At 41.6% G+C, this 26895-nt stretch carries 17 protein-coding genes and 2 pseudogenes; 4 read left to right on the top strand and 15 right to left on the bottom strand.

The features are described 5' to 3' along the window. Window positions 1-260 (top strand): Lrp/AsnC ligand binding domain-containing protein (locus AB4323_RS16780; RefSeq protein WP_372152928.1); only part of this gene is annotated, 260 nt, incomplete at its 5' end. Between the two features lie 29 nt (window positions 261-289). Here AB4323_RS16780 and tssG read toward each other — a convergent pair. From tssG to AB4323_RS16715, 13 genes are all read right to left on the bottom strand, one after another. Beyond that, window positions 290-1288: a type VI secretion system baseplate subunit TssG gene (tssG, locus tag AB4323_RS16775; protein WP_029235222.1), complete on the bottom strand. Its 999-nt coding sequence runs from the start codon at window positions 1286-1288 to the stop codon at window positions 290-292. Then, window positions 1285-3033, bottom strand: coding sequence for a type VI secretion system baseplate subunit TssF (gene tssF, locus AB4323_RS16770; protein WP_017064523.1), 1749 nt, complete (start codon window positions 3031-3033; stop codon window positions 1285-1287). Before tssF ends, tssG begins: the two co-directional genes overlap by 4 nt. 10 nt (window positions 3034-3043) lie before the next feature. Next, window positions 3044-3454 (bottom strand): type VI secretion system baseplate subunit TssE, encoded by a 411-nt coding sequence (tssE, locus tag AB4323_RS16765; protein WP_017064522.1) that lies wholly within the window; start codon window positions 3452-3454, stop codon window positions 3044-3046. Between the two features lie 60 nt (window positions 3455-3514). Then, window positions 3515-4990 (bottom strand): type VI secretion system contractile sheath large subunit, encoded by a 1476-nt coding sequence (gene tssC, locus AB4323_RS16760; protein WP_017067544.1) that lies wholly within the window; start codon window positions 4988-4990, stop codon window positions 3515-3517. An 8-nt stretch (window positions 4991-4998) separates the two neighbouring features. Further along, window positions 4999-5505: a type VI secretion system contractile sheath small subunit gene (gene tssB / locus AB4323_RS16755; protein ID WP_017064520.1), complete on the bottom strand. Its 507-nt coding sequence runs from the start codon at window positions 5503-5505 to the stop codon at window positions 4999-5001. A gap of 17 nt (window positions 5506-5522) precedes the next feature. After that, a complete protein-coding gene (tssA, locus tag AB4323_RS16750; RefSeq protein ID WP_029235906.1) occupies window positions 5523-7097 on the bottom strand; it encodes a type VI secretion system protein TssA in 1575 nt (524 codons plus the stop codon). A gap of 1 nt (window position 7098) precedes the next feature. Further along, on the bottom strand, window positions 7099-9090 hold the full coding sequence (locus AB4323_RS16745) for a serine/threonine protein kinase (protein WP_371722020.1): 1992 nt from the start codon (window positions 9088-9090) through the stop codon (window positions 7099-7101). 667 nt (window positions 9091-9757) lie between these two features. Beyond that, on the bottom strand, window positions 9758-10711 hold the full coding sequence (locus AB4323_RS16740) for a hypothetical protein (protein ID WP_102361670.1): 954 nt from the start codon (window positions 10709-10711) through the stop codon (window positions 9758-9760). Next, window positions 10704-11696 (bottom strand): DUF2169 domain-containing protein, encoded by a 993-nt coding sequence (locus tag AB4323_RS16735; RefSeq protein WP_372058373.1) that lies wholly within the window; start codon window positions 11694-11696, stop codon window positions 10704-10706. Before AB4323_RS16735 ends, AB4323_RS16740 begins: the two co-directional genes overlap by 8 nt. Continuing rightward, window positions 11677-12996, bottom strand: coding sequence for a hypothetical protein (locus AB4323_RS16730; RefSeq protein ID WP_372152927.1), 1320 nt, complete (start codon window positions 12994-12996; stop codon window positions 11677-11679). Before AB4323_RS16730 ends, AB4323_RS16735 begins: the two co-directional genes overlap by 20 nt. Window positions 12997-13021: 25 nt before the next feature. Further along, the gene (locus AB4323_RS16725; protein WP_372058375.1) at window positions 13022-13507 is read right to left on the bottom strand and encodes a hypothetical protein; all 486 of its coding nucleotides are present in this window, start codon (window positions 13505-13507) and stop codon (window positions 13022-13024) included. Further along, complete coding sequence (tssI, locus tag AB4323_RS16720; protein WP_371725152.1) at window positions 13507-15585, bottom strand: type VI secretion system tip protein TssI/VgrG; 2079 nt, start codon at window positions 15583-15585, stop codon at window positions 13507-13509. Before tssI ends, AB4323_RS16725 begins: the two co-directional genes overlap by 1 nt. A 74-nt stretch (window positions 15586-15659) precedes the next feature. Then, the gene (locus AB4323_RS16715; protein ID WP_012600867.1) at window positions 15660-16178 is read right to left on the bottom strand and encodes an Hcp family type VI secretion system effector; all 519 of its coding nucleotides are present in this window, start codon (window positions 16176-16178) and stop codon (window positions 15660-15662) included. A 454-nt stretch (window positions 16179-16632) separates the two neighbouring features. On the opposite strand from AB4323_RS16715, the gene tssH reads away from it, so the two are divergent. The 3 genes and pseudogenes from tssH to AB4323_RS16700 all read left to right on the top strand — a co-directional run. Then, window positions 16633-19326: a type VI secretion system ATPase TssH gene (gene tssH / locus AB4323_RS16710; RefSeq protein ID WP_372110359.1), complete on the top strand. Its 2694-nt coding sequence runs from the start codon at window positions 16633-16635 to the stop codon at window positions 19324-19326. Further along, window positions 19313-20693 (top strand): annotated as a pseudogene (locus AB4323_RS16705) (sigma 54-interacting transcriptional regulator); the annotation flags it as partial. The gene tssH and the pseudogene AB4323_RS16705, both read left to right, overlap by 14 nt. A gap of 83 nt (window positions 20694-20776) precedes the next feature. Further along, a pseudogene (locus tag AB4323_RS16700) lies at window positions 20777-20941 on the top strand (helix-turn-helix domain-containing protein); the annotation flags it as partial. Window positions 20942-21017: 76 nt separating this feature from the next. Here AB4323_RS16700 and AB4323_RS16695 read toward each other — a convergent pair. Together AB4323_RS16695 and AB4323_RS16690 are read right to left on the bottom strand one after the other, a co-directional pair. Next, window positions 21018-25796: an OmpA family protein gene (locus AB4323_RS16695; RefSeq protein WP_372152926.1), complete on the bottom strand. Its 4779-nt coding sequence runs from the start codon at window positions 25794-25796 to the stop codon at window positions 21018-21020. Next, window positions 25793-26893 carry a TolB family protein gene (locus AB4323_RS16690; protein ID WP_372152924.1) on the bottom strand — a complete coding sequence of 367 codons (1101 nt, stop codon included), beginning with the start codon at window positions 26891-26893 and terminating at the stop codon, window positions 25793-25795. The genes AB4323_RS16695 and AB4323_RS16690 overlap by 4 nt, the downstream gene beginning before the upstream one ends. Between the last annotated feature and the right edge of the window lie 2 nt (window positions 26894-26895).

Raw genomic sequence — 26895 nt, 5'->3', positions numbered from 1 at the left:
TAGAAAATGACGGGAGAAAAGCGGCAAGTTATTTGCTAATTTCTTGTGAAAAAGGTAAGAAAAATGATGTAAGTAATGCATTAAAAGAACTACCTGAAGTCAGACTTACAAGCATTGTTGGGGGTACCTACGACATTATTTCTTTGATTGAAGCTCCTGATCTGCAATCAATACACCATTTATGTAATGAGATAGAGTCTTTCAATGGCATTCGCTCTCTCAATACAACAGTAGTGCTACACCAGCCAATCAGTCGTTAAAAATAAAGCCGCTCTTATGAGCGGCTTTTTTAAATGCCTCCAATTACTCTAATCTTCGCATCTTTCGTACCTGCTTGACCCAACCAAAAAGTTTGCCCCAAACTCGTCCCATCACCTTGACCGAGTTGGTTCTTTGGAACTGAGTCTAAATCAACGGTTAGCTTTAAATCCCAAGACATGGGGTCACGAAGAATAAAACGCATCAACCCCACTAAAGTTTTATGGAAATCTCCTCCATAGGAGAACTTTCGGAACGTCTCGAAATCAATGTTATCAATACAAAGATTAAACTTACCGTTTAGATCTGGGATGCTCTTACCTAAATGTAAATTTGAACCCAAAATACAATTCGTTCTATTTAATTGATTCCTTTGGCATTCGGCAATTTTTACTCTTCGAAAGACCCACTCTTCGATTCGAACACTTGGTAATGAAAAATAGTGCGCAACAATGCCAGAAATCAGTTTCGGAGAGCGTGTCCTGGTAGATAGCTGATTGACGTAAGACAAAATCTTTGCACGATCAAGCCCGATCGTATCAGACTCTTGAATAACATTAGACAACCCTGCTAGGTGCAGCATACGCCCAGAAAAGTCATCTGTTGCATCGCTTTGATACTGAACATGATAACGGTACTTTTTCCAAACACGATAGATTAAACTGGTATATCTATTATGAAAGAAATCAAAGAAGTCTCTAACTGGATTATCATCATCATCTCTACCTACTAATTTTTCTGTATAGTTCGCGGGCAAAGGTGAACTTGAACCGTGTAATCCTAAAAAGTTAGTTTCAATTCTCGAATAGTGCTCACCAGACCTTTCCATATGACTGATGAATTCCATATCACTTTTGGGGAAACAGAGGTTTGGTGAGACACTAAACGCAATTCTCTCTTGATAAAAATATTTGTTTTCACCAACCGCTACAAAATCACTGCCCGGTAATAGTTGGTAGTGCTTCTCTAACAACAAAACTGCTTGAAAAAAGCTAAATTCGTTTATTTTTTCTGATAATTCATCAATCATAAGATTGTTTGCTGTCCAGTTAAACTTGCCCATTGGTAGCTTTCGCCACTGCGTTCATCGTAGACTTCTAACTCTGTAAATGAGTTAACACTTGAATATAAGCGTATGAACTCATTCAATACATTTGCCATCAAAAACATGTCCCCTTCATTGACAAAAAAACTAGAGTTCATCTTAAGCTTAAATTGATTACCACGAACGGATACCCCTCTAAACACTCTATCGATAGGTTTCATTTCTGATGAGATAATGCCGTCAAGCCTGTGCAACGAAGCCCTATGAGCCTGCCTATCCACTCTAGAATGGAAGTCATATGTAGACAGTAAAACCTTGAGTACATCAATATTAGAGAGCGATAGATAATTCAATGACATATTAGCAATCAGTTGCCATTGGAGTTCGCCATTCACTTGCGGGCTAACAGATTGCGTAGGTTTAGTAATATTACTAAACGTGGCGTAAGTTGGAGATTTATGTGTGGTATATATGATGTCTCCTACAGACAATCTTTCAGACAAATCTGCATTACTGCACAATAACTTCATCAAAACCGTTTCGGTTCCTAGGTCTGCAATATCCCCATTGTGGGTATGAAAAGATATATAACGCTCAAGCCCTCTTCCACTCACTCGCTCTGAAACTTTTGACTTGTAGAAATCACGTTTATCTCTTTGATTTATTTGGTGTTCAAAGGACTCAAATTCAATAAGAGATTTTCGTCGCCTTTCATTTTTGCTCCAACTTTCTACTTGGTTTATTGAATAAACTTCGTAGTGATCCTGGTTGTCACTCTGTGGCCGAACTTTATACTCATTTCGGCGATGTTCAAGCCGAATTGGATCACCATCTTTTTCGAATAGGTTCACAGCTGGCGTGCAATGTAACCTTAAGTGCTTATCTTTCAGGACAACTTCGGCAGGTAATGCTCTCTTAAAATGGAATTTAAGGTTCACGGTACTTCTTTGTGGTATCCCTTTTAGCCAATCGAGACCCGTAATATCAAAAAACATAAATTTGTCTGGTAAAGAAAAATATTCTTGCAACAAACGATAACCTGCAAATGAATTGTCGCTATATGGCAGTATCGCTTCGTCGTCTTGGTACCCAACCGGTTTAACAAATTCAGGTCCAAGTTTACGTTTATACCCACCGCCCACGTCTAACTCGACGTAGTCTAAGTATCTAAATATCCATAAGAAAAGAATTCTAGTTATATGGATCTCACCATGTAAATGAAACCTTAATTTATCTAACCCGATACGAGATAACTCTAGCCCATGTTCAGTCGCAAGTGTCACATCAACAGATGAGCTTGTTCGACTGTTGCTTTGGTCAATGCTTGTGATTTTTAAGGGGAAAAGCTCTACGTCATAGCAGGTTCTGAATAAACATTGCGTACCTTCCACTTGTTCACTAGCCATCTCAGCCCCGCGCTTTACCACTGTTTTTTCAGTGACACTTCCCGAGTGTGGCGTTAGTTCGCTAATGCATAACGAAGGAATCGAGCGCATGTAATGTGGCCACAACAGCGTCATTAACGACTGAGTGAGCTCTGGGAGTTCATCATCAATCTTTTCTCTAATACGGCCAGTAAGAAACGCAAAACCTTCAAGAAGACGTTCTACATCAGGATCGAATGTTCCTTCAGACAAAAAGTTGGTCAGTTTTGGATTGTACTTGGCAAATTCGCTGCCGGATTCTCGTAGATATGTGAGTTCATCTTGAAAGTATTTACTGTTACTCAATGGGCACCTACTAAACGTTAAATTGGCCGTCAGTTCCCATATAGACATCGATAGACATCGGAACTTTTCCACCGTTGTGTAAGACTTCTCCGCATATGCCAAAGCCTAATTGAAGAGGGTTGTTGTGATTTTCTCGGTAATGTACTTCAACACTTCGTAGCCGAGGTTCGAAGCTTTCTATTGTGGAAGTGATGTTCTTTTGGATGTGACGAACTAAATTGGTGTTGTTCGATAGAACATCATTGAAATCAGGTAAGCCATATTCCCGATCGATCATTGAATTACCCGCATGAGTATTAAGCAAATCAGCAAGGTGCAGATGAATGGATTCAATTAAATGCCTATGTGAAACCACTTTTTCATAACAATTTTTCGGCTCACCAAGTTCAATTCGTTCTAATAATCGGTAACCTTTTTCCATATAACACTCTAAGAAAAAAAGCAGCCAGTAAACCTGGCCGCTTATTTATTTCCAAACTTATTATTGGTCTAGCTTACCAACCAAAGATAAGTCAAAGCTCGCGCCCATGTACTTGAAGTGAGGACGAACAGACATCGATACTTTATACCAACCTGGGTCACCCTCAACGTCAGACACTTCGACTTTAGCCGCTCGTAACGGTCGACGACCACGAACTTCTGCTGGCGGGTTCTCTTGGTCAGATACGTATTGACGGATCCATTTATTTAGCTCAACTTCCAAATCGGTACGCTCTTTCCAAGAACCAATTTGCTCACGTTGAAGTACTTTAATGTAATGAGCTAAGCGGTTAATAATGAACATGTAAGGTAGCTGAGTACCCAACTTGTAGTTCATCTCAGCTTGCTTGCCTTCAGGTGTATTCGCAAACACTTTTGGTTTTTGAACTGAGTTTGCCGAGAAGAACGCTGCGTTATCAGAACCTTTACGCATTGTTAAAGCCATAAAGCCTTCTTCTGCAAGTTCATACTCACGGCGGTCAGAAACCAGAATTTCGGTTGGGATCTTAGTTTCGATCTGACCCATCGCTTCAAAGTTATAAACCGGTAAATCGGTTACCGCACCACCACTTTGCGGGCCAATAATGTTTGGACACCAGCGATATTTTGCAAACGACTCACTGATCTTTGAAGCCATAGCATAAGCTGAGTTACCCCAAAGGTAATTGTCATGGCTGTCCGTAACCATTTCATCGTAGTCAAACGCCTTAATTGGGTTGTCTTCAACTGAGTATGGCGTACGCAGCATAAAACGTGATGTACACAGCCCAACATAACGTGCGTCTTCGTGCTCACGGAATCCGCGCCACTTAGTATACTGAGGACCTTCAAATACCGACTTTAAGTCTTTTAAGTTTGGTAATTCTTCATAAGAATCTAAACCAAAGAATTGAGAAGATGCAGAAGTAATAAATGGTGCATGAGACATAGCACCTACATTACCCATATATTCCATTAGTTTAATATCAGGCGAAGACGCAGATAGTTGGTAATCACAAATAACGGCACCTACAGGCTTACCACCAAATTGACCGTATTCACGAGTATAAATCTGCTTATATAAACCTGATTTCACTACTTCAGGAGCATCTTCAAAATCATCCAGAACTTCGTCTTTCTTAGCCGAAATAAGTTCGATTTGAATGTTTTCACGGAAGTCCGTGTGATCAACAAGATATTTAAGACCACGCCATGTTGATTCAATCGCTTGAACTTCTTCGTTGTGAAGAATTGCATCAACCTGTTTAGACAACTTTTGATCAATCTCAGAGATCATCAAATCAACTAAAGACTGGTCTACTTTTTCTACTGTTGAGCTGCTTAATAACTCACCAATGAATGCTTCAACGCCACGCTTTGCAACGTCAAAACCCTCATCACTAGGTTTAATGCGAGTCTCATTTAAAATGCTATCCAGAAGAGAGCCTGACTCAACTAGAGCTGCTTCTTGTTCTGGTGCTTGTGCTTCTGCCGACATGATCTTCCTTACTCTGCTTTTTCGCCTTGGTCTGCACCAATGCTTAGTTCATCCAAAAGTTTCTTTCTTGCTTCTTCATCTTGAAGAACTGCTGCAATCTTCTTACGGAAAGCAGGTACATTCCCTAGAGGGCCTTTCAATGCAACCAAGGCTTCACGAAGTTCTAGTAAACCATTCAGCTCAGGAACGCTCTTCGCAATCGACTCTGGAGTAAAGTCCTTCATATTTTTGAATGTAATATCAACGCCAATTTGCGCACCTTCTTCATCAGAAAGACGGTTTTCAACATTTGCTTTGATATTCGGTGCGTAACCTTCTAATACTTCGTTAAAGTTATCTTTATCGATATTAATCGGATTACGCTCTTCGATCGGAGTTTCATCTGCACGAGCAGTGAAGTCACCGACAACCATCATACTTAGGGGCAGTTCAACATCATCAGACGCATCGCCTGTTGCTGGAACATAACGTATATTAATTCGCTCTTTCGGAGCCACCGAGCCATCACGTGACATAATTAGTCCTTTCTAGTTTATTGCTGGTCATAAATTGTTTCCCATTCGCTATATCTCACAGGTAAAAAATCCTTAGTTCGATATAGTTCCTTTAGAGTTTTTTGAATTAGATTTTCTAAAGAAAAAAACAAATGGGGTTCCCAAATTGATAGATTTAGTTCCTTAGCCACCGCCCAACTTTGTTCCAAGTAAGGCAAGCACAAAGGGTATAAACCAACACTTTGGTAGGCTTTCACTAACTTTAAGTGCAACATGAATTGTCCACGACCGGAGTTATCCAACTCGAGTTTGTTTGACAGTTCAGCCACATATTTACCCAAGTCACCTAGGGCAATATCCTCCATCTCAGATAGATCATCTTCAGCTACAACAATAGTTTGAATTATTGACGACTTACCCGAAGGACAAGCGTTACCTGTAGACAACCAAGTAATCGTTGCTTCATCCGCAAATGGAATAGAATTTTTGAAAGAGAGGTTCTCAATTCCCTCAAAAGAATCGACAAATCTCTTTGTTTCTTGCTTTACAGCCAACGCAGCTTCGTCATACCCAAGATTGTCTAACATTGAATAAACGAAATAATGCCCAGTCAGCCAAAATGGCGCATCAGTAAGTGTTCGCTCTAAACGCTTGATCGTATCGATATCACTTTCTTGATTTGCTTTATCTCGATATTCCGCCTGCTGGTCTGATGACACAGCGAGGCTAAGAGGCGTTAGATTGTCTTTGTGATCAGGTAAACCATCAACGTCGGCCCATGTCAGGTGACGGTAAATCCGATATCCTAAAGGTTCAGTCGGATTTGAATGCACCATGATCTCAGACACTTTTTTTAACGTACGCTTTGATGCAGCCGGAGATGAAAAATCTGTGTCAACGTCTACAGTGCTGTGCTCTCGAGGTTTACTTCGTTTCTGATTAGGCGTGGTGTGCGTCTTCGGACTGTCAGCTTCGTGGCTTTGTGGAACGATCGCTTTCTCGGACAGTGCAACAACATCAATGAGCGGTTCGGAATCAGCCAAACTGTGTTCAACCAACGTTTCTTCATTTAAAGATGCGTTCTGCATTAGTTGATTCAAATGACTTTTTAATTCGAAAAAGTCTACATCAGAGTCTTGAAATATCTCGTCAAACTGACGCTGGATACCTTCAGTTAGTGTGATACATCGAGATAGAACTTCCCAGTCAAGGGATTCTGCAGACAATTTAGTCGCGACGAGTTTGAATTGATGATTGAGCCACTCAACAGCCCCATCTCTACCTCTTTTACGTTTAGGGTATAACTCATGACCAAAACGACTGATTGAGTCATTGAGCAAAGATAATCCTTCCTCAAGCCCTATCTCGCCTTTGTCCTCTACCAAAGAACGGATCAGATAACAAAGCGCTTTAAGATCCTTACTATGCTGACTTAGCACTTCAATCGAATGGACTTTTACTATATGCCAGTCAACAGTCTCACCAAATAATGAACCAAATTTTTTCACTTCGGCTTCCATCATTTCATAGCAAAACTCGTACCTAGCATCCTCACCAGTTGGTGAGTGTTCAGATATTGGTGCTAATAGCGTTTCAGTATCGATCAGACTCAAGTTAACCTCTGCTTTCAGAATTGTAATTTCTAATTGCTCGCTCGATTGCTATAGCACCTCGCGCTGGTTTAGATAGTTGATGACTTTTGTCTATAGAATCACTTGCCATGCTATTAAGAATTTCCGTTATTTCGCTGAATTTCTTAGGGGCATTAGTCTCTAGATCAGCTAACGAGTCGTGAAGTTTCTGTCGACCAAATACTGATTGTTCAGTTACAGTACTGAACAAAATAAATTCGCTTCTTGCTACTTTTAGAGCTCTTACTTTAGCTTTCAATTTTGGCGTGTTACCAAAAAATGATTGCGCAGCTTCTGCCTCAAGAATTGCTTTGGTGTAATAATGCTGCTTTGCATTTTTCTCTATCGAGGCATCTATTCCGCTGAGCACTTTGCGTGGTAATACATGACTATAAAAATAGGCTCTTGACTGGTTTACTTTCCAAGCAGTTTCAATATCACTGTCTGCAACATCTGATTTCCCATCTAAGATGAGTTCGACTAAACGCTGTTCTTGATTCCCACCAAAGGCGGCAATATTTTGTGAATTGATGGTCGCCTTATTCAGACTTGCCATCGTTTCCGTCAGCGCTTTATCTGCATAAGGAAATAGAGAGCCGTCACTGTTCAGTTTTTCTCGCAAAACAACGAGATCATGCCGGATCGACATCAGAGTTTTAGGAAGTAGATCGACCGCCCCTTCATATTCATTCAAGTCCGATTCATAGTTTTTATACAACTTAGCTAATTTGCTCTGTTGGACTTCATAAGCTTCTCGGTAAGGAGCTGTCGAGACGACATCTTTTTCCATATCTTGTAACGCGAATTCAATATCCCATGGAGACTGTGCTAAAAAAGACGCGGTTTGTGCAGGTTTAATAGTGCTCACAAGGCTACTCGAACTGTTGGTCGATTTAACAATCGATTTCCATTCAGGCTGACCTTGGTTATATAAATATGTACCAGTGATAATCACGACACACAGAACCAAACTCGCTTCTAAGTATCGAAGCCGACCACTTTGAATTCTGTCAATAGTTCGATGTTTGGTTAGAACGAGATCAGCATTCCGTAAACTACTAAATAAGGGAGCACTTACATCAGCACCAAATTTTTGGGTATCGATCTTGGCTAGTTGCTGCGCAAACGAAGTCGCTGTATACCTGTGCTGTCGAGGGTTGTTGACAACATCTTTAATTAACTTCCATACATGGTTAGGGATTAAACCTGGTCGTTTTTTTGCTTGTAATTGAGTTGTCCAAGCATCGCCAAATGCAGCTCCAAGAAATAGATGCCCAGTTAATAACGCCAATGAATAGACGTCATCTTGAGGTTGAGCCACGCCAGACTTTATAAACGCAGGAGACGCATAGCTCATGCTTGCTTCAGCGTAAGTATTAGATTCACCAACATAACGAGCAGCACCAAAGTCGATCAACTTTACATAATCGGACTCTGTAACAATAATGTTTGAAGGTTTAATATCTAAATGGCAGACACCTCTCGTGTGCATAAACTCAAGCGCACCAGACAATTGATATATCAGCCACGCAATATGGTCATGCCTAAAACCTTTAGGAGTATGACGAGCCATTTTTTCAGCCAAAGATTCGCCCTGAATCCACTGATACATAAAGTATGGTCGATCGAACTCTTTGCCTATTTTAATGAAATCAGCAACACTCGGATGTTGAGACATCTCAAGACGACTGGCTTCATTAATGATTAATTCATTCGCAAGTTCAGATGAACCTTCATTTAGAACCTTACAGCAAACCTGTTTTTCAGGGTTCCCTTTCTTGGCCAGGTGATAAACAGTCGTTTTGCCATTTTTTGAAGGTAATGTATCTAACACGTCAAATTGGGAGAAAATCACATACTCTAGCTTGGGCTTATTTTTATTAGCCATATTCTGAGCTTGCTGATTTTTCTTTTCGATCGCTTTCACAACCAACTTATCTAGATAACCTTTGGCTGTCCCTTGCTTTTCTGGCACGCTAAACTCTTTATCAAACGAAATAAATTAATGCTAGATAATAATTACTGTCCAATACCCTTTTCAATAGCAGTATTTAAAACCATCGGTAAGACTATTAATTCAGTTATTATTACTAAACAACCGAACATTACGACAAACGCTTTAACTAACTATTTTTGGCTAAAAATTAGGGTACTTATCCACGTAAATAACGAACTAAACATACATTGTTAACTGAGTCACATTTTTAGTTCATTCTAATAAAAACGAATTGTTCGTTTATCTGAGTAATGTTCAGAAATAATATTGATTATCTCTATAATTGGAATAGGTGTTTGGGAAGTGGATTCACCAAATAGGAATTAGGAATAGTTCGATATCAAGTGAGTATGGTAAAGCACTAAAATACTGCTCACTTATCATAAAACCATCAAGCCCCGCTCCTAAGCTTGAGTTCGTCATTGGAATGTACAACGCTATACTTAATTACGATGATAAAAATACACATCAGTTTCATCAAGGTGTTACAAATTTAGAAATAGAGCGGTGCAGCAACTAAAGCGGCTTGATGAATAAGGTGGATCTAAATAAACGCTAAGACTAACTTTGTCTACTGAATCGCCTTTCAGATAATTGTCGTGTGATAATGATTATAATATAAGCGTTTCGTATCACGGCTATGCAGTCAGGTCTGTTTCATACAAGTGAGTTGGAGCAACGCCCTTTCTCCTTTAACATCAAACATTAACAGGGTTACAGGGCTATTATGCGTTACCTCTTGGATAGTGCAGGCCATTAATGCCAATGCAGAACAACTACCCAATGTACCCCATAAATCATTAATTAAAGTGGGCTGCTGTGGGTTATCAAAACATTCGGCGCGTGCACCTAACGCGAACCCATAATCTTCAGTATGAGACCTCAGATTAGTCATATCAGAGAATACAGGCCCAAAACTCTTGATATTGCGACTCGCATTCCTGACGAGCTTCATTACTGACCTTCGCGTTGTATTTGCAGGTTCTACTTCGAAATAACCTAACTTTGCTTTGGGTTTAAGCTTTAACGTTTGCACCAAGTTATTCCGACATAACAGTAAACCCGCCCCGCCCTCACTCGGTATTATGCCCCATGGATTAGTTGAACTCATGACATCTCCAGCTTCGATTAAGTCACTGAGATCATCAACAAGTGAATCTACTGAGATACTCATTATTGCATCGAATTGGTTCAACTTAGCCAATGATGTGGTCAAGTATGATGGTCCACTTTGTTGAACCACTTCATAACGTGATATTGAATCACAATGCTTACATTCACTTAACCACTGACTCATCTCCACAGCAGAAATAGAGCCCGGTACATTGACGAGTAACGGAATAGGCTTTAATGATGTAGGTAACTGCTTTAAAAGAGAGTCGATCAAGCTCTCAATAAGCACCGAACACTTGTCAAACAATGATGTACTGGAAATGTATTCAATACTAGCGTACGTGAATCTTTCTATCCCATCACCGGCCACTTGCTGATCGAACCTTCCCAAATCCGCTTTGGCAACTGTTGTGGCAATATCAAGATTCATGCCCGTTGGTGTCATGGCTTCCATACCAATAACGAATCGTGCTGAATTGTTATTCATTATCCGACAACTCCTGTTTTTTATGGATCTTCGTTGACACTAAAAGATGCTCCTCGCCTTGACATGGAAAGGCAGCGCTGTAACTGATTGAAAGTATGCGAGCCTCTGTATCAATGAAAACCGTAGAAATAGGCATATCTACTTGATAGTTGGCATTTTTAAATTGAGCTTCTGCTACATACATCTCTTTGGGGAAACGGAAAGAGAGTGCATCATTATGGCAAAAGCCACTCATCATCAATCGTTCACCGCCAGATATGAAGCCTTTGCATTGTTGGTCTAGTGGCGCACTCTGATAAAAACGCTGGTCAAAGTCTACGGGATAAAGAGGTTTCCTATTCTCTAGCCAATCGTCATCAAAAGTGCCAGCGTATCGCTGACGAGCCCCGAAAAATGGGGCTAACGGGCCAAATCCAGCAACCCGTGTATTCTTGGGTGTCGCACTCCAATCTTCCGTAGGATAAAAAACCGAAGGAACCTTCTGTTTCAATAGTTCCCCTTTAGTATCAGCAATACCTCCGCCGAGCCGGTTTCTTAAATCGCCTCCGATAGCACAGGAGAAGTCCATCTCTTTTTCCACAAATGGGAGTGGTTTACTTAGCGTTACGCTACCTCCGTGCTCAATCCATTGCCTATCACCAAGTACCGATATGGTTTTGTCGATATGGCCATCAATCAAAAGCCGACACTCATGGTACGTAACTGCCTTTTTCGCGTAGCTTCGGGCCTTACCGAAAATCAGTACATCTGTGTTGGTTTTAACAACTGAGAACTCTTGGTCAGCTTTCATCGCGGAAAGCCCTGCTTCACCCAGGTAGACAGGATCGTCATAGATCTCTGCCTCTTCTTGCTCCTTCCAAACAGAACCTACGAGTTGCCATGAACGTTTTCCAACGACAATCCACACCTCATTGCCATTATGATCCCGTTGAAAACGGCCTTTGATTGAAAGTTCTGGATGGTTCTCAATATCCCACAACTGCATTATTATTCCTTAGATTAAACCTTTCTGAGGCTGTTGAATTCTGGGTTAGTCGCGTGATATTCCACTCTTGTTGATGAACTGGCATAGCCATATCCCAAGGGATGTATGAGCGAGTATGGAGGCAAACCTGACGCCAAATCCAAACCCTAAAAGCAGCACTGACTTGAGTATCGAACATGGCTTGGATACTGGTTTCTAGAGTCAAAGTTTGTCCCAATCGACCCGGTGACGCTTGTCTGTAGGCGCCAATTTCGACCCATTCTTTTAGCTTTTCGAGTATTTCGTGCCACTCAAAGTCTATCCCCAAATTTTTTGGTGTCACTGGTAAACGTTTCCCATAGACAATGTAAAGCGCTTGGATCCAATCCTCACCTTCGAACTCGTCAAGGCTTGATACTAATTCAACTATTTTCGGAACATGTTCATTCAGACCGTGTAATACAAAATCGAACGGAGCCTGTACACTACTCAGATTAAAGCTCTCAAACTCTTTGAGCTCCAAAAGTTTGGCAAAAGTGACCACTTCGGGATCAGATACACTATCGATTGAGGTACCAAATTCCTGACGAAACCATGTCCCTCTATCCTCTTTCGTAAGTAATCGCTCAAACAGGTTCTGACTGCCATTTGAGTTTTCAGCTAACCAGACAACGCTTTCTGCATCGTTTTGTAACGATAAAAATAAATGTGTTTTATGCTCAGAAAACCGCTTGTCTTTAAGCCAACGTTTTAGCAGACCAACTGTGACAGTTTGGCGTAACTGTAGGCACTCCAAGTAAAGCACGGGCAGTTTACAACCACCTTCAACCATTTCGATTACCACAGAGTCGGTACCTGATAATGATGACTGAACAACTAGCAATTTTGCGGTTTGGTAATCCAAATCATCAAGTATCGATAAACCACAAAGTAGGTTTTCTTGCTCTTGTCCAATCTCAGAATTCAACATGAGCCAAGCATAAATGGTTGGTTCGCTCTGCTTTAATTGATGAATCAATCCCGGAGCCAATCGATAGAAAGACCAATAAACATTTTTTAGGTCTTCAATCTGACGCTCAGCCAGCGCTAAATACTCCAGTTTAACGCTTGGGTATCCCCTTTTATGTACTTGTAAGCGTTGCTTTAACAAGAAACCGAGTGTCTCCGAAGCCAGTGACAGCTTTTCATTACACATATCCAGCCACTTGATAGGAAGCTCGTCCAATAAAGCGAGCGTACTTTCCGCATTAGTGATGGCGAGTTCCAAATCTTCATTAGTAATCGGCTGGTTTAGTTGATCAATACCTATTTTTTGACGCATCCGTGAATCCAATCTAGTAACACGATCAATTGATCGCGATGGTGCCGCCTTGAATTTTTTGAGCCTTCTCTGCTTGGGAAGTCACATATTTGGCTTTGGTGGTAATTCGGCCATCACGGCCGCTGTAACGAGTCTCTGTTTCGCCACTTCTCACAATTAACTCTTGTTCCGTTTCAATAACCATTTTCTTTGCTCTCAGTACAAATTCATCAGAATCATCCAGAATGGAGAAAAAGATATCTGTGACTAAAGGGAGATTAAAATCGTTATTTAAAAATTCGATACGACATGAAAGGTTGTTATCAACAGCAAGTTGTAACTCGGCTAATTTGAACCCCCGCCCCAACCTCGCATTTATTGGTTGCTGTAAAGGGTTACCTTCGAAATCGACACGAACACCACTTTTAGATTCGTTAATCGATACAATTGTTCCAAAACGCGAAAAGCAAGCCGTTGATTCGGCTTGCTGTTCGGTGATGGTTTGGATAATTTGGGTTTGTTTTTCCATCATTAATTGATCGCTACGTTTCCACCTTTGACTACAACTTTATCGCTTCCTTCAATGGTTATTGAAGAACCGGACAACTTGATAGAACCATCACTATTCATCACTAATGAAGACCCACCCGTTTTCAGTACTATCTTGTCACCGCTTATGATCTGGGTCGCACCATCGGCTTTGTATGAAGTATTTCCTTTAACAGAAACCGTTAAGTTGCCACCAACCGTTTGGTTATCATCAGCTCCAATGTCAGAACTTTTTGAAGCACCTACCGTTAAGTTGCTATTTTCGCCCACATCCAAGTCATCATTCTTACCAATCTTGGTAATTTGATTGTCTCCAATTTCTAGATCAGAGTTATTCTTAACATATTGAGTCTCATTGGCATTGTAAGTAACGGATACATCTTGTTCGACAGTTTCAGTAAACGTACTGTTAACTTGGGTGGTCTTGTGTCCGTCAATGGTCTCTTTGTGATCACCGTGAACATCATTTGTCTGATGGCGTGCAACCTTTAAAAACTCATCTTGACCTATATCGCGATAGCGGTTATTCAAAACCTTAGTCGACATGTCCTTTTGCGCATGAATGTAGACTTCTTCTTGGTTAGCTTCATCTTCAAAGCTCAACTCGTTATAGCCTGTCCCTTTATGCGTTTGCGTTCTAAAAGTTGTCCGCGTTTTGTTCTCTGGTAACGAATATGGAGGATAATGAAGTCCGTTATAAACTGCGCCAGTAACTAAAGGCCTATCAGGGTCTCCCTCTAGGAAGGTAACAACCACTTCATGGCCGATGCGAGGTAGGTATACCGCCCCCCAAGTCGGTGCAGCCATTGATTGGCTAACTCGAATCCAACAACTCGAATGCTCATCGCTCTCGCCATAACGGTCCCAATGGAACTGAACTTTGATTCGTCCAAGCTTATCAGTATAGATTTCTTCGCCTGCAGGCCCCACAACGACCGCTGTTTGTGTACCTTCAACCAAAGGAGCCTCAAGTTTTGGAGCTCTAAACTCAACATTCCTAGGAATGCACGCAAACTGATTGTGATATGTAGTTGGCAGACCATTAGTTTCATCTTCATGAACCTGAGGGTCATGGCCACTATGCATTACCGATAACATGAGATAATCACGGTTGATTGCTGAACGTGGATGCTCACTGATACTAAAACTGTATCCAGACGCCAGCCTCATGACATTACTGGTCGCCTCCACTTGCTGATTATCAACAACATATTCAGACATCCATTCATTTGATCTTACTTGACCCATCATTGGATCAACGTAACGCCCTGGGAAATCGAACAATTTAAGGTCTAAATCGAGTTCGCCGGAGCTGCTCATTTCCTGAGGGATCTTCGGAAACTCGTAGTTATAGTCAGTGTAAGTAACGTGGCCGGTTTTCACTCGATTCACAAGTTCAAGATCAGAGATATGCTCGCGATCTGCAACACCACCACCATCAGCATGATAAACAATAGGACCCAAATAAGACCCGTTAAGTGGTGAGCTCAATAACTCAGCTATTGCATCATTACTGTCGACAATAACCATTGTGTGGTTAGCTTCTGTATGCTCAAAGTAGTACCACATACCATGCTCAGCCAAAATTCGTTGAACAAACTCTAGGTCTGTCTCTCGATATTGGAGCACGTATTCTTTTGAAGGATATACGCCTGACAGCTCTAATCGATAATCAGTTACTGACGCATCATCTAAAACTTCAGAGATGATCGCCGACGCTGATTTTTGTTGAAATATTCGGCAGTCTTGTCTTTGGCTCAAAAACCAAGCTTGCGGAACAAGAGTCAGTTGGTAACGGGAGAATCTCCTACCCGATCCAAGGTAACGAACTTCATTAACTACGCCGTGAAAGCATCTCGCTGAACTGACACCTTGGCCATATAGAGTCAAGCTACCTGGTTTACGGATAAGTGCATCAAATGAGATATCAGGATCAAGTGAAAGTAATGATAGGCTGATTTGAAAAGGCTTTGAAAGCTCTTCGATTACCTGAAAGCTCTCCACACGAAAATCATGCTCAGAGCCTTGCAGTTCAAACTTAAATTCTACGTCATTCACCATATCTTTTACCTGATACTAATAATAGAAATAGGGCCAACAGCAGTTGTTGACCCTTTGTTTTTCACGAAAAGCGATTAAGCTTCGCGTGGAGCACGCCAGTCATCGTTACCAGCAGTACCACAGTTCTCGTGAGTTACTTCGATTGCACGGTAAGTCAGCTTAAGTACTTCTTCAGTTACACGATCTGAAGTTGCAGCGTCTTGACAGTGATTCATACGAGTTTGAATATCTACAAGTAGTGCATCAATTAACTTGATTGAGTAGTAGTGCTCTTGCTTACCTTGTACTGAAGTACGGTAAAAACGGATTACACACTCAGGAAGCTTTTCGCCAGACACTAATGCGTTGAATAACAGAGGTGAACAACGGTCTTGTACTTTAGTTACTACTACAGGGCGGTGAACACGTTGACCTGTTGGTTGGCCACTTTGTGGGTCACGTGGAACTGTTAGTACGTGATCAAGTTCTTGAACTAGGAACTCATCAACGTGAGCTTCTTGCCAAGTGTTACCTACAGAATCTGCAGAGTAAGTATCTTTAGTAATGTGACCTTGAGTTTCACCATTGATAGACATATATGCTGGAGTTGGCATCGATATTTCCTTTTTAAAATTTATAATTCATTAATTCACCAAATCGCTTATCACCGCGACTGATTAAGCTAATACAAACATCATGCCAACTTTATAAAACCAATTAATACAGTCAGTTACAAAAAATCACCCGTTATAAACATTATATTTAACAACAATTTGTTGTTTATAAAAACGATTTATTGAACGTGGATACTAATAAATTGAATTTAAAACACAAAGGCAAAATAACCATCTCGAAGATTAGAAATAAAGTCAAAAAAACTAGTAATTAAATCATAACACCTAGACTATTTATTATTTTTAACGGGATTTTAAATATTAGTCAGATAAAAAGCCAAAACAAACAATAAAAGTAACCAATAAACAATAGTAAATTCATCACCGAATAAAAAACCAGTTATCAATTTTAGTATAATTGCTGCATCCCATATACATAACTAATAGAACTAAAATGATAAATATAAACCTTTCCTCTTTAATACAACGTCTGCACCCTATTGTAAAAGTCGCTTTAGAGGATGCCGCTGCATTAGCCGTATCGGAAAAAGCCAATGAAGTGCAAATTGAACACTATCTATTAAGCTTATTAGAAAGGCCAAATAGTGATTTTGATATCTTATTAAGTCATTTCGATTGCTCAGAGACCATTTTAAGGCAATCCATTCGTTCGACTTTAGATACCAACACAACAGGCAACGGCAGCAAGCCCGTTTTTTCTTCGCTTTTAATCGAATGGCTTCAAGAAAGTTGGTTGGTCTCATCTTTAGATCTATCCGAAACTCAGATTCGCTCTGGCGCCCTACTTCTTACACTCGTGAGTAACCCACTACGCTATGGTCAGCACGGCTACGCTTCAATCTTAGACGGTGTAAACCCAGATACCTTAAAGCGTAACTTTTCTGAACTCACAACAAACTCTCTAGAATCTTTAGCAACGACATCAGAAAAAACCGACGCACGTGAAGATGGTTCGGCATTAAGTAAATTCACCACCGACTTTACCGGCAAAGCAAGAAAGGGCGAGATCGACCCAGTATTCTGCCGTGATCAAGAAATCAGACAAATAATCGACATATTGGCGCGACGCAGAAAAAATAACCCAATCGCCGTAGGTGAGCCGGGAGTTGGTAAAACAGCGGTGGTAGAGGGTCTTGCATTAAAAATTACCGAAGGAGATGTGCCAGACTGCCTCAAAGGTGTTGAACTATACGGCCTAGACATGGGCTTACTTCAAGCGGGGGCAAGTGTTAAGGGAGAGTTTGAAAAACGCCTTAACGCAGTACTAGATGAAGTGAAGAATTCACCGACTCCAATCATTTTATTTATAGATGAAGCTCACACGCTAGTTGGGGGAGGCAATCAAGCTGGAGGCAGCGATGCTGCCAACCTACTTAAACCCGCTCTAGCACGTGGTGAAGTAAAAACAATTGCTGCCACCACATGGTCTGAATACAAAAAATATTTCGAAAAAGATCCAGCTCTGGCGCGCCGTTTCCAACTGGTAAAACTTGATGAGCCGTCGGCTACTCAAGCAGCATTGATCATCCGAGGCTTAAGACCAGCCTATGAAAAGTCACATAACGTATACGTACGTGACGACGCAATCACTGCCGCAGCAAACTTAGCTGATCGTTACATCACTGGACGTCAACTGCCAGATAAAGCAATCGACGTGTTAGATACGGCTTGTGCTCGCGTCAATATTAGCCTTAATGCAACACCGGCACCTGTTGAAACATTACATCAAGAAATTGCCGCTGCGAATCGCGAGCTCGAAGCTCTAGAACGTGACCAACTTCAGCAAACTGGTGACAAACACAGTGCCGCTTTAATTCCTGAGCTAAAAGAGAAGATTGAAAAGGCCACAGAAGAACAAGCTACCCTTCAGGTTCAATGGAAAAAAGAGCAATCTCTTATTCAAGAGATCATAGAACTGCGTAGTCATCTTTATAGCCTTACTACTCCTTCGACTGAAGAAGACAGCGCTCCTATAGCTGACAATACGCTTCAAGATGATGACGCACTAACAAGTGACAAACCAAATTGTCATGAATATTCTGAAGAGCAGACTCGCGAAGCTATTCAATCTTGTAACGAACGTTTAGATAACGTGCGCGGTACCAATCCGCTCGTTCACTATGAAGTAGGTCCAGACGAGATTAGTCATGTTATTTCTGATTGGACAGGCATTCCTATGGGTAAGATGCTTCAAGATGAGTCGCAAGCGACCTTAAACTTGAAGCAAAATCTAATTCAAAACATTAAAGGTCAAGAGTTTGCCATTGATGCGCTTGCTGAAGGTATTCAAACCGCAAAAGCAGGATTGGGCAACCCAGATGCACCAACGGGCGTTTTCTTATTGGTTGGCCCAAGTGGTGTAGGTAAAACAGAAACAGCTCGCGCTATCGCCGATCAAATGTTTGGTGGTGAACGTTTCATGACGACCATCAACATGTCTGAGTTCCAAGAGAAACACACTGTGTCTCGCCTTATTGGTTCTCCTCCTGGCTATGTTGGTTTTGGCGAAGGCGGTATGCTAACCGAAGCAGTACGTCAGCGCCCTTACTCTGTTGTTCTTTTAGATGAAGTTGAAAAAGCAGACCCAGAAGTACTCAACCTGTTCTATCAAGTTTTCGACAAAGGCACACTGAATGATGGCGAAGGTCGTACCATCGACTTCAAAAATACGCTCATCATCATGACGAGTAACCTCGCGACACATGAGATTGAGTCTTTGGTTCACCAAGCGAAAGACATTGATGCCAATATCGTCGCTGAAGCCATTCGCCCAACGTTGAATCAACACTTCAAGCCAGCCTTGTTGGCTCGTATGTCCGTGTTGCCATTCCTTCCACTTTCAGACGCAGCAATGACTGATATCATCCATCATAAACTGAAGAAAGTGTCTGAGCGCCTGCAAAGCCACCACAAACTGGCACTTTGCTATGGTGATAACTTAGTAGAATTCGTATTAGGCAACTGCCGCCTTGCAGAGACGGGAGCTCGAAATATTGATGCCGTTATTAACCGTCAACTATTGCCGCAGCTTTCGACTCAACTACTGGTGAATGACAAGGATGATTCACATACTCAAATTGACGTTTCTGTGGACGAGCAAGGAACTCTAACCTATGCGTTCAGCTAACCATAGTGAGCTTAGTAACGCCCTACTTGCGATCAGCCAATCTCTGGCTGATCGCAGCCAGTTAGCTCAAACTTTGGATGCCGTTCTCACAGCAGCAAGGCAAATGACTTTCGCGAAACATGGCATCATTTACGTGCTTGACCAAACCGGTCAAGCCTTGATTCCAAGTACTGCACATCACCATGAAAAAGTCATCGCCTCACATCCTTGGGAACCACTGCAGTTAGACACAGTAAGTGAAGCTGACCCATTCAACTTCGCCGTACGTAACGGCGAAGTTGTCTTGATCAATGAGCTATACACTTACAATGGTTATGACTGCGAAGGTATCTATCAAACCGAGCAAACGTTAGGTCTAAAAAGCAATAACTTACTTGCTTGGCCATTGATTGATGATGAGGGCAAAACCATTGGATTGTTGGTTTTGCTCGATTTAAGCGTAATCGATAACGAAACCGCACTTACCGAGTTTTGCCGAATGGCAGCAAGTAATATTCGCCATGCCATTTGGTTAGAGCAATATGGACAAGTGATTAAGAGTTTAAGCGCCGATAACCAAGCTTTGGTTCGTGAAAATACTCAGCTAAAAAAGCGGACAAAGAAAACCTATCAAGGCCCGATCGCTGAAAGTGAAGAGATGGTCAATGTATTGAGCCGACTTGATAAGGTACTCTCTTTGCCTGTCGACGTCTTACTTAGAGGCGAGACGGGTGCGGGTAAAGAAGTCATTGCAAAATACATTCACGAAAACTCGAATCGTTCTGACCAAGCATTAATCGTTCAGAACTGTGCCGCAATTCCTGAACAACTTCTGGAATCTGAACTTTTCGGGCACAGAAAGGGCTCATTTACCGGCGCAGACAAGGACAAAGTTGGCTTATTTGAAGCAGCAAATGGCGGAACCCTATTCCTAGATGAAATTGGCGATATGCCAATGTTACTTCAAGCTAAACTGTTGCGTGTGCTACAAGAACGTAAAGTTCGCCCTGTAGGCGCCAGCAGAGAGATTGAAGTGGATGTTAGAGTCATTGCTGCGACACACTGTAACTTAATGCAACAGATTAAAGACGGTGGCTTTAGGGCCGATTTATTCTATCGCTTGAATGTTTTCCCTATCACTTTACCACCACTGAGATCCAGACAAGCGGACATTATCCCACTTGCCGAGCACTTTGTTCAGTACACCACCACGATGTTAGGCTTGCCTCAATCACCTGGATTGAGTGCTAATGTGAGAAACCAACTGCTCGCTTACACCTACCCCGGTAACGTGCGCGAGCTTAAGAACATCATTGAACGCTCGGTTCTGCTTTCCGATTTTGAAACCATTACTCAGATTGAGTTTGGTGAACAGATCCCAGAAGAGGTAGAACACCGTCAAGTTGTTGCTCCAGTTACATCGACAATTCAGCCCACGTTGGAACCTGAACTTCTGGGAGCTGACGATGTAGCTGTTGGCCTAAAAGAGGTGGTCAGCCAATACGAACGAACTGTGATTATCGACTGCTTAAACTCTTGTAATTGGCACACGAAACGAGCGGCAGAGCAACTGTCGCTCCCGTTAAGTACGCTCAATCACAAGATGAAGAAATACGATATTTCTGCGGCGGGCTGAGGCAAAGAGAAAACAATTACAACAGAGTGTTCAGTCAGTCCGATAGAAACAAAAAAACCGCCCGAAGGCGGTTTTTTTATATTGATTTTTGTTCCGGAACGCTTACATTCGTCGGCTCTTTTACAATCCAATCCTCGATCCACGCTTTGCGTTTCACTGAGTTATTCGCTAACTCTTTTTGCCAATAGAGAAACGCAGAATCATTCATTCGAGAAACATCTCGCTCAATCTCCATCCAGGGCATACCTTTTGTACTATATTCTTGTCCACCCAGTACAGACAGTTTTTGGGCCTGTTTTAGTGGATAGATACCTATACCTGGCGCAAGCCCCATTTGTGATAACGATGAGACAGCAATATGCACTGGTAAAAACACGGCTTTTTTCTTGTCCAAAATTGGACCAAATGGTCTCAAGGTCGGAACTCTTCGTCCTGTTGGAGACGTATATCTAAGCTCAAACTTAACGATATGCAGAGTCCTACGGTCACTAAATGGATCTAAGTATCTATTAGGATCTGCATTAACTTTCGCTTGAAACTCCTCCACAAAAGCCCCTAACCCAGATGCAAGTTCGGAGTTAGTATCAGTGAAATTGACCTCTTTGATTTCTACTTTTGCATAAGAAGAAGGTACTTCTTTCTTATAAGTGTATTCACCAACTTCCAGCAGTGAACCGAAGAAACTTGGCCCTTCAGTCGTGTCTTTTGAAAACATCGACTCTTGCTCTTCAATCGACAAAGATAAACGCATTGGCACCTGATAGTTCTCTCCCATCATACGTCTGTACACATCTTTTTCGCCTCCTTCGGAAAGTAAAACGACATATATAGTAACTGGTTTATCATTAGACCAATCAAGTACAGAGGATTTTGGTGCTTTATCATCGAACCACTCAACACCACTGCCTTTCGAAACAGCACTAAAGATCGAAACATCACCTTTTAGATACGGTGCAATACCTTCAGATTTTTTAGCAGAAGCACTTTTAACAAACTCTTCGATTAGTAAATCATATTCGTTAATCACTACTTGCCTATTCGCCAAACCGTCGTATAAAACGAGAGGTAAACCATCAACCTCGACTTCACCATCACTATTCAGGTGGCATTGCTTACCATAGGTATTATTATCATCGACACCATAGTTAAACATAGTCAACCGCTCGTCAGTTCCTGCTAGCGATAGCGTACTCCCATCAGCAGTGAAATAGTATTGCAATGAACGAGCTTCTCCACTTTGTTTCCATTTATCAAAGTTTTGCATCTCGTAATCTGAGTATAAAGGCTTGAGACCTGGGATTTCATACTCGCCGAACCAATATGTTGGCTCAAACTCAACACATGTCATATGCTCTTCAACTGCGTGTTGGCCAAAGTAATTTTTTAGCTTATCGTTGCTTCCGCACAAAGTTAGATCATCCGCTTTTCGTGGTGCCATCAAAACCTCAAAGCTTGGCCCTTTAAAGTCCCAAAGCGAGCGCTCACAACAATATTGCAGTGTTGTCTTAAAGATCTTTTTCTTAGATTTAGAGGCATTACTTGATAATACAATTTGTACCTTAACACGTGTAAAAGGCGTAATTCGATTGGTTTTATTTGGGGAAATCCACTCTTCAAAAGGCTTCCAAGAAACCCCATCTCCTTTACTATCAACTAGCAAACGACTGAAGCCGATATCGCTCGATCTAACCGACTCCACATTGTTATCGAACATTTTCGCGAAATCGGAAAAGCCATTGTCCACATCCCCCTGATATAAACGGGCTTGTACTGGGAAGCCTTTATTGAATTCCCCTTGGATGCGAGCTCTCTTCAACAAAGGGGACAATTGTGGCGAATGTTCGTTTTTCCAAGATTGCGCAAAAGCTCGGGCAGCACTTGCACCTGACTTATCGTCCCTAACTCGTTGAATCCAGTTCTGAGCCATTGTGTTGTAATTGCTTAACGGCGCCTCCCAGTTATCGTTGATAACGTAAACATCGATGTAATCCTTAACTCGATATTCCTCAAGCAACTCTTGCAACTTAGAAACATTAGGATTCCAAAGCGAAATGCGAGCAAGCAGTTCCACTAGCCCGTTAAGCGCAAGAGCACGGAGTAAAAATCGTTTCTGCAGCTCTTGCACAGTTTCTTTATTCTTCAGGTGAGATTCAACTTCATCACGTGTCTTTATTTCACTACGCTCAATCGTTACTTTTAGGTCTCTGTACTGTTGAAGAACTCGGATATGGATTTTACCTAACTGGTTTAGTTGGTCGATGTTCTGGTAACGACCTTTAAAGTCAGAATAGGCTTTTTCAGTAATGAGTTCATCCAACACAGATAGCGCACAATCTGCTAGCTCTGCTCCCGATCTTAAGTACAAAATACCCGCAGCAAGCGGGGCTAACGGTGTAAACATCGCAAACCCGTTAAGAGTAGTTAACACCGCCGCGACTTGTGCCTTCTGCGTATCATCTAAGCCAACATCCAATGCCTGCTTCAACTGGCGTGCTTTCTCTAATTCCACCATTCCGCTGCGGCTCGGTGGTAAAACAACTTGATAGTTAGGAATAATCAATCGAACTTCAACTCGTCGATCTAAGGCTGCAGGGGCACTGTCTCCGGTCTGTGACATATCGCTCTTGGTACTATCAGCCGTAAGCGGTTGAGTATTTCCATAAGACGCCGTGTAAACCCTTTCTTCCAAGCTAGAGTCAATGGAGGTAATTGCGTTGGTAACAGTTTTTGCACGATTAGCAGCAACAAGATCGTTCGCATCAGAAGAACCAATCCTACCCGCATGCCCTTCTATTGATACCTTGTAACTTGGGTTATCTAGCATCAATTGCGACAAATTCTTACACACTTGTTTAATGTCTGTTCTCAGCTTGCCGTGCTCATTGCCATGTTGCCATTCGTTGAACTTAAAGTTGATATGAATCGCTAACCCTTGGCTGTCCTCAACTATGTGGGCTATCTCCTCACCATCGCTACCATTGATGACGTTTTTAGCATCGTCTAACGCTTGTGCCCATTCTTGATACGCTTTAATAACTGAAATAGATTGAAGGTAACTTTGAGATACAGCATCGAAATCTTCTTTGGCTTCAAGAGACTTCTTCTCAAGCTCGTTTTCTTTTTGCACCAAATCGTACAAGTCAACTAAGCTAGAGCCAGATTCAAGAATTGGAAATGCTCGGTTCATCTTCTCCATAACGGAGCCATTAAACCATGACCTCGCAAGTCGTGTTGAGTTCTCGCTGAATGTACCCGTGATCAAGTTAGCCTTTATCACATCGAGTTCGCGCTTAATAAAAGAGATGTTCATACCGCTCTTGCGAAACGCCAAGGCTGCCGCCTGATTAAAGTCGAGCCCCTTATTGGCAAATCTTATCGCTTTAGTCAATTCTTTACGGCTTTCTTTAAACGCTGACAATCCAAAAGCAAGTGCAACACTGCTGGTCATTAAATCAGGCAGCTTTTTTTGCTCAATGTCCGACCAGATGCCTTTAGATACACTGAACATTGTCGCTTTCAGGTTTTCTGAAAATGGATTTCCTCCCATCAAAAAACCTTCAGCCAGACTTTCCGCGTTCTTTTTGATTGCTGATACTAAACCGAGTGTATTAACACCTGTTCCCGAGAGAGGAACCGATTTACCAGTTTTTGTCATCAACTCGCTATAATTGGAGGGTAGTGCTTGGGGATACTGGTAAAACAAACACTCTTCAAGAGAGATCATATCCCCACACACAATGGCAAGTTTTCCGTAACCACTGATTGATTTAAACGTTACCTTTTCATTCAATTCGTAGGTATAACAATCCTGATCTGCTACACCAGTGACTGCTGATGACGTATTCCGTTCAAACCTTAGTCGTCCAGATTTGATAACTTCAGGAAACTTATTTTGAAGGAGCTTATTTTCTTTAAGATAATCCTGAACAAAGAACTGAACCCTCAGCCCGTAGAAGCCGTCACCCAGTACGATGTGATTATCTTCTTTGTTTGACCCTGAATTCGCAGGTTCTATGACCGAAGGTAGATTAAATGCAACAGATGGCAAAGTGTTTTTATATTCTTGCGACTCTGGATCTTCATCCTCATAAGATGGTCGCACTACAATTCCTCTTGCTAACACCTGTTCTGAAGTTTGCTGCTGGTTATCAAGATTGCTGCAATATTTTATCAATGACACTTCCGCTCCGATGTAAATATCACTGCTAAACACTATGCTAATGGTATTCACACTAGGTACGACAAACCCTTCAATAAACTCAACGTCAGATAACTGGATATCTGCATACCATTGGTTGTAGTTTTCTTCTTCTTGCGAAAGTAACACCCCAAACTCTTGAGTGTAAGGCTTCGCAAGTTGTTTCACTGAAATTTTTGACGGTTTAAAAAGCCTCGGCTTATTCAACGCAGGATTCATTTTCGTATAGAGAGACTTTACGCTTTCCTTAATATCAGTAATAGATGATGAACTTTGCGCTAATTGGCCAATTAAATTGGTGGGTGGAAACAACATCTCATAGCTTTGATTAATATCAATCGTTGTGATGGGGCTATTATGGCGAAGAAGTACTTGCTTTTTACTATCTTCAGCTTCACCTAAGTACGATAGGTTACATAGCCTGCCATATTGGTCACTTCCCCAAAACCTTGGTAAAGTGATCGAATCTTCAGCGAGTGCATCGACAAATATCGGAGTAAACGGTATAGGTCGGATGTTTTTCAACTTAGCTTCATCAGTTAAGTCACTCTTTTGGTTCCAATCTGAAAAAACAACGTTTTTATCTTTATCTCTGCTTCTTTGATAGGTTGTGCCTAGGAGGTATAACGGCCTATCATAAGTTTGCACGTCACTCATTTCGCTGCTCCTTTAAACCACAAACCATCATTCGCCAAGCCATTGTATAAACTCATATTCGAGTTAACACCTATTTCACCAGTACCTAACGCATACCATTGCCAGGTTTGTTTTTTCTCGCGATCAACCACTGATAGGTAAGCCACTCGGTCACGTGCGCTAAAGCGAGCATCGGCTCCCAAAATAAGAGCCCTTAAGAATTTTTCTTCTGCAGCGAATTTTTTAACCGTGTTGTTATTAATATCAAAGAAGAAATCGTATTTACTATTTTCTCCCCAAGCATAATGACCATCAGGACTTATCGAGCGAAATTTCATTAAGATATCTCTATCCGGCAATCGATCAACAAAGTCAATATAACTTCTTTTTTTAGTTTCTAGATCTATCTTTACTAACCCGTAATCATTAAGCGTAATCAACTGATTGTCTTTCATAACAGCGGCAGGACCAATCCCAAAATCCACCGCTTCAGTTTCGCCAGTTTCAGAATCCCAACGAGCGTTATCAAAGTCGCCCATGGTTTGAAAATACAAATAGCGGCTATCCTCTGACCAAGTCATGCCGGGAGAGCCTAATCCCATCAAGCGTGTTTTTACACCCGTTTTTAGATCATAAACGTACTTACGTGTACGTCTTTCTATCCAAGCTACATAGCGTAAATTAGGAGAGCGTCGAATAAGCACAATGTCATCTGCTTTGGTATCTGGCACCACTAAACGTAAGTCCGTGCCATTCGTTTTCATGCTCCAGATTTGTAAGTTGTAACGTTCATCACTTGCCCATGCAAACTGAAAACGCGGCAAGTCATAAGAGCTAGCATCGTTAATGTCTTCCTTGGGCCATTCATCTGAATTAAAGACATAGTATTTAGGAAACTTGCCCGGCATTGGTGTTATTTTGTCATCGGACACCCAATTCTCATTGGTCACTGCCGATTCCATTACGTAGTAGTTATGCTCGCCGACATAAACGCGATCTGGGTGTTTTTCTTGCTCTGTTTGCGCAGAACTCGAAACAGGGGAAGCACTCTGTTGAGATTGGTCATTACAACCAATGATTGCTAAGCCTAATAACGTGATTAGTAGTGTTTTTTTCATTT

It is taken from the genome of Vibrio sp. 10N.261.52.C11 (assembly GCF_041471405.1).
Lineage (GTDB): Bacteria > Pseudomonadota > Gammaproteobacteria > Enterobacterales > Vibrionaceae > Vibrio > Vibrio crassostreae_C.
The sequence above is the reverse complement of the archived record's forward strand: the minus strand, read 5'-3'. Positions and strand labels throughout refer to the sequence as shown.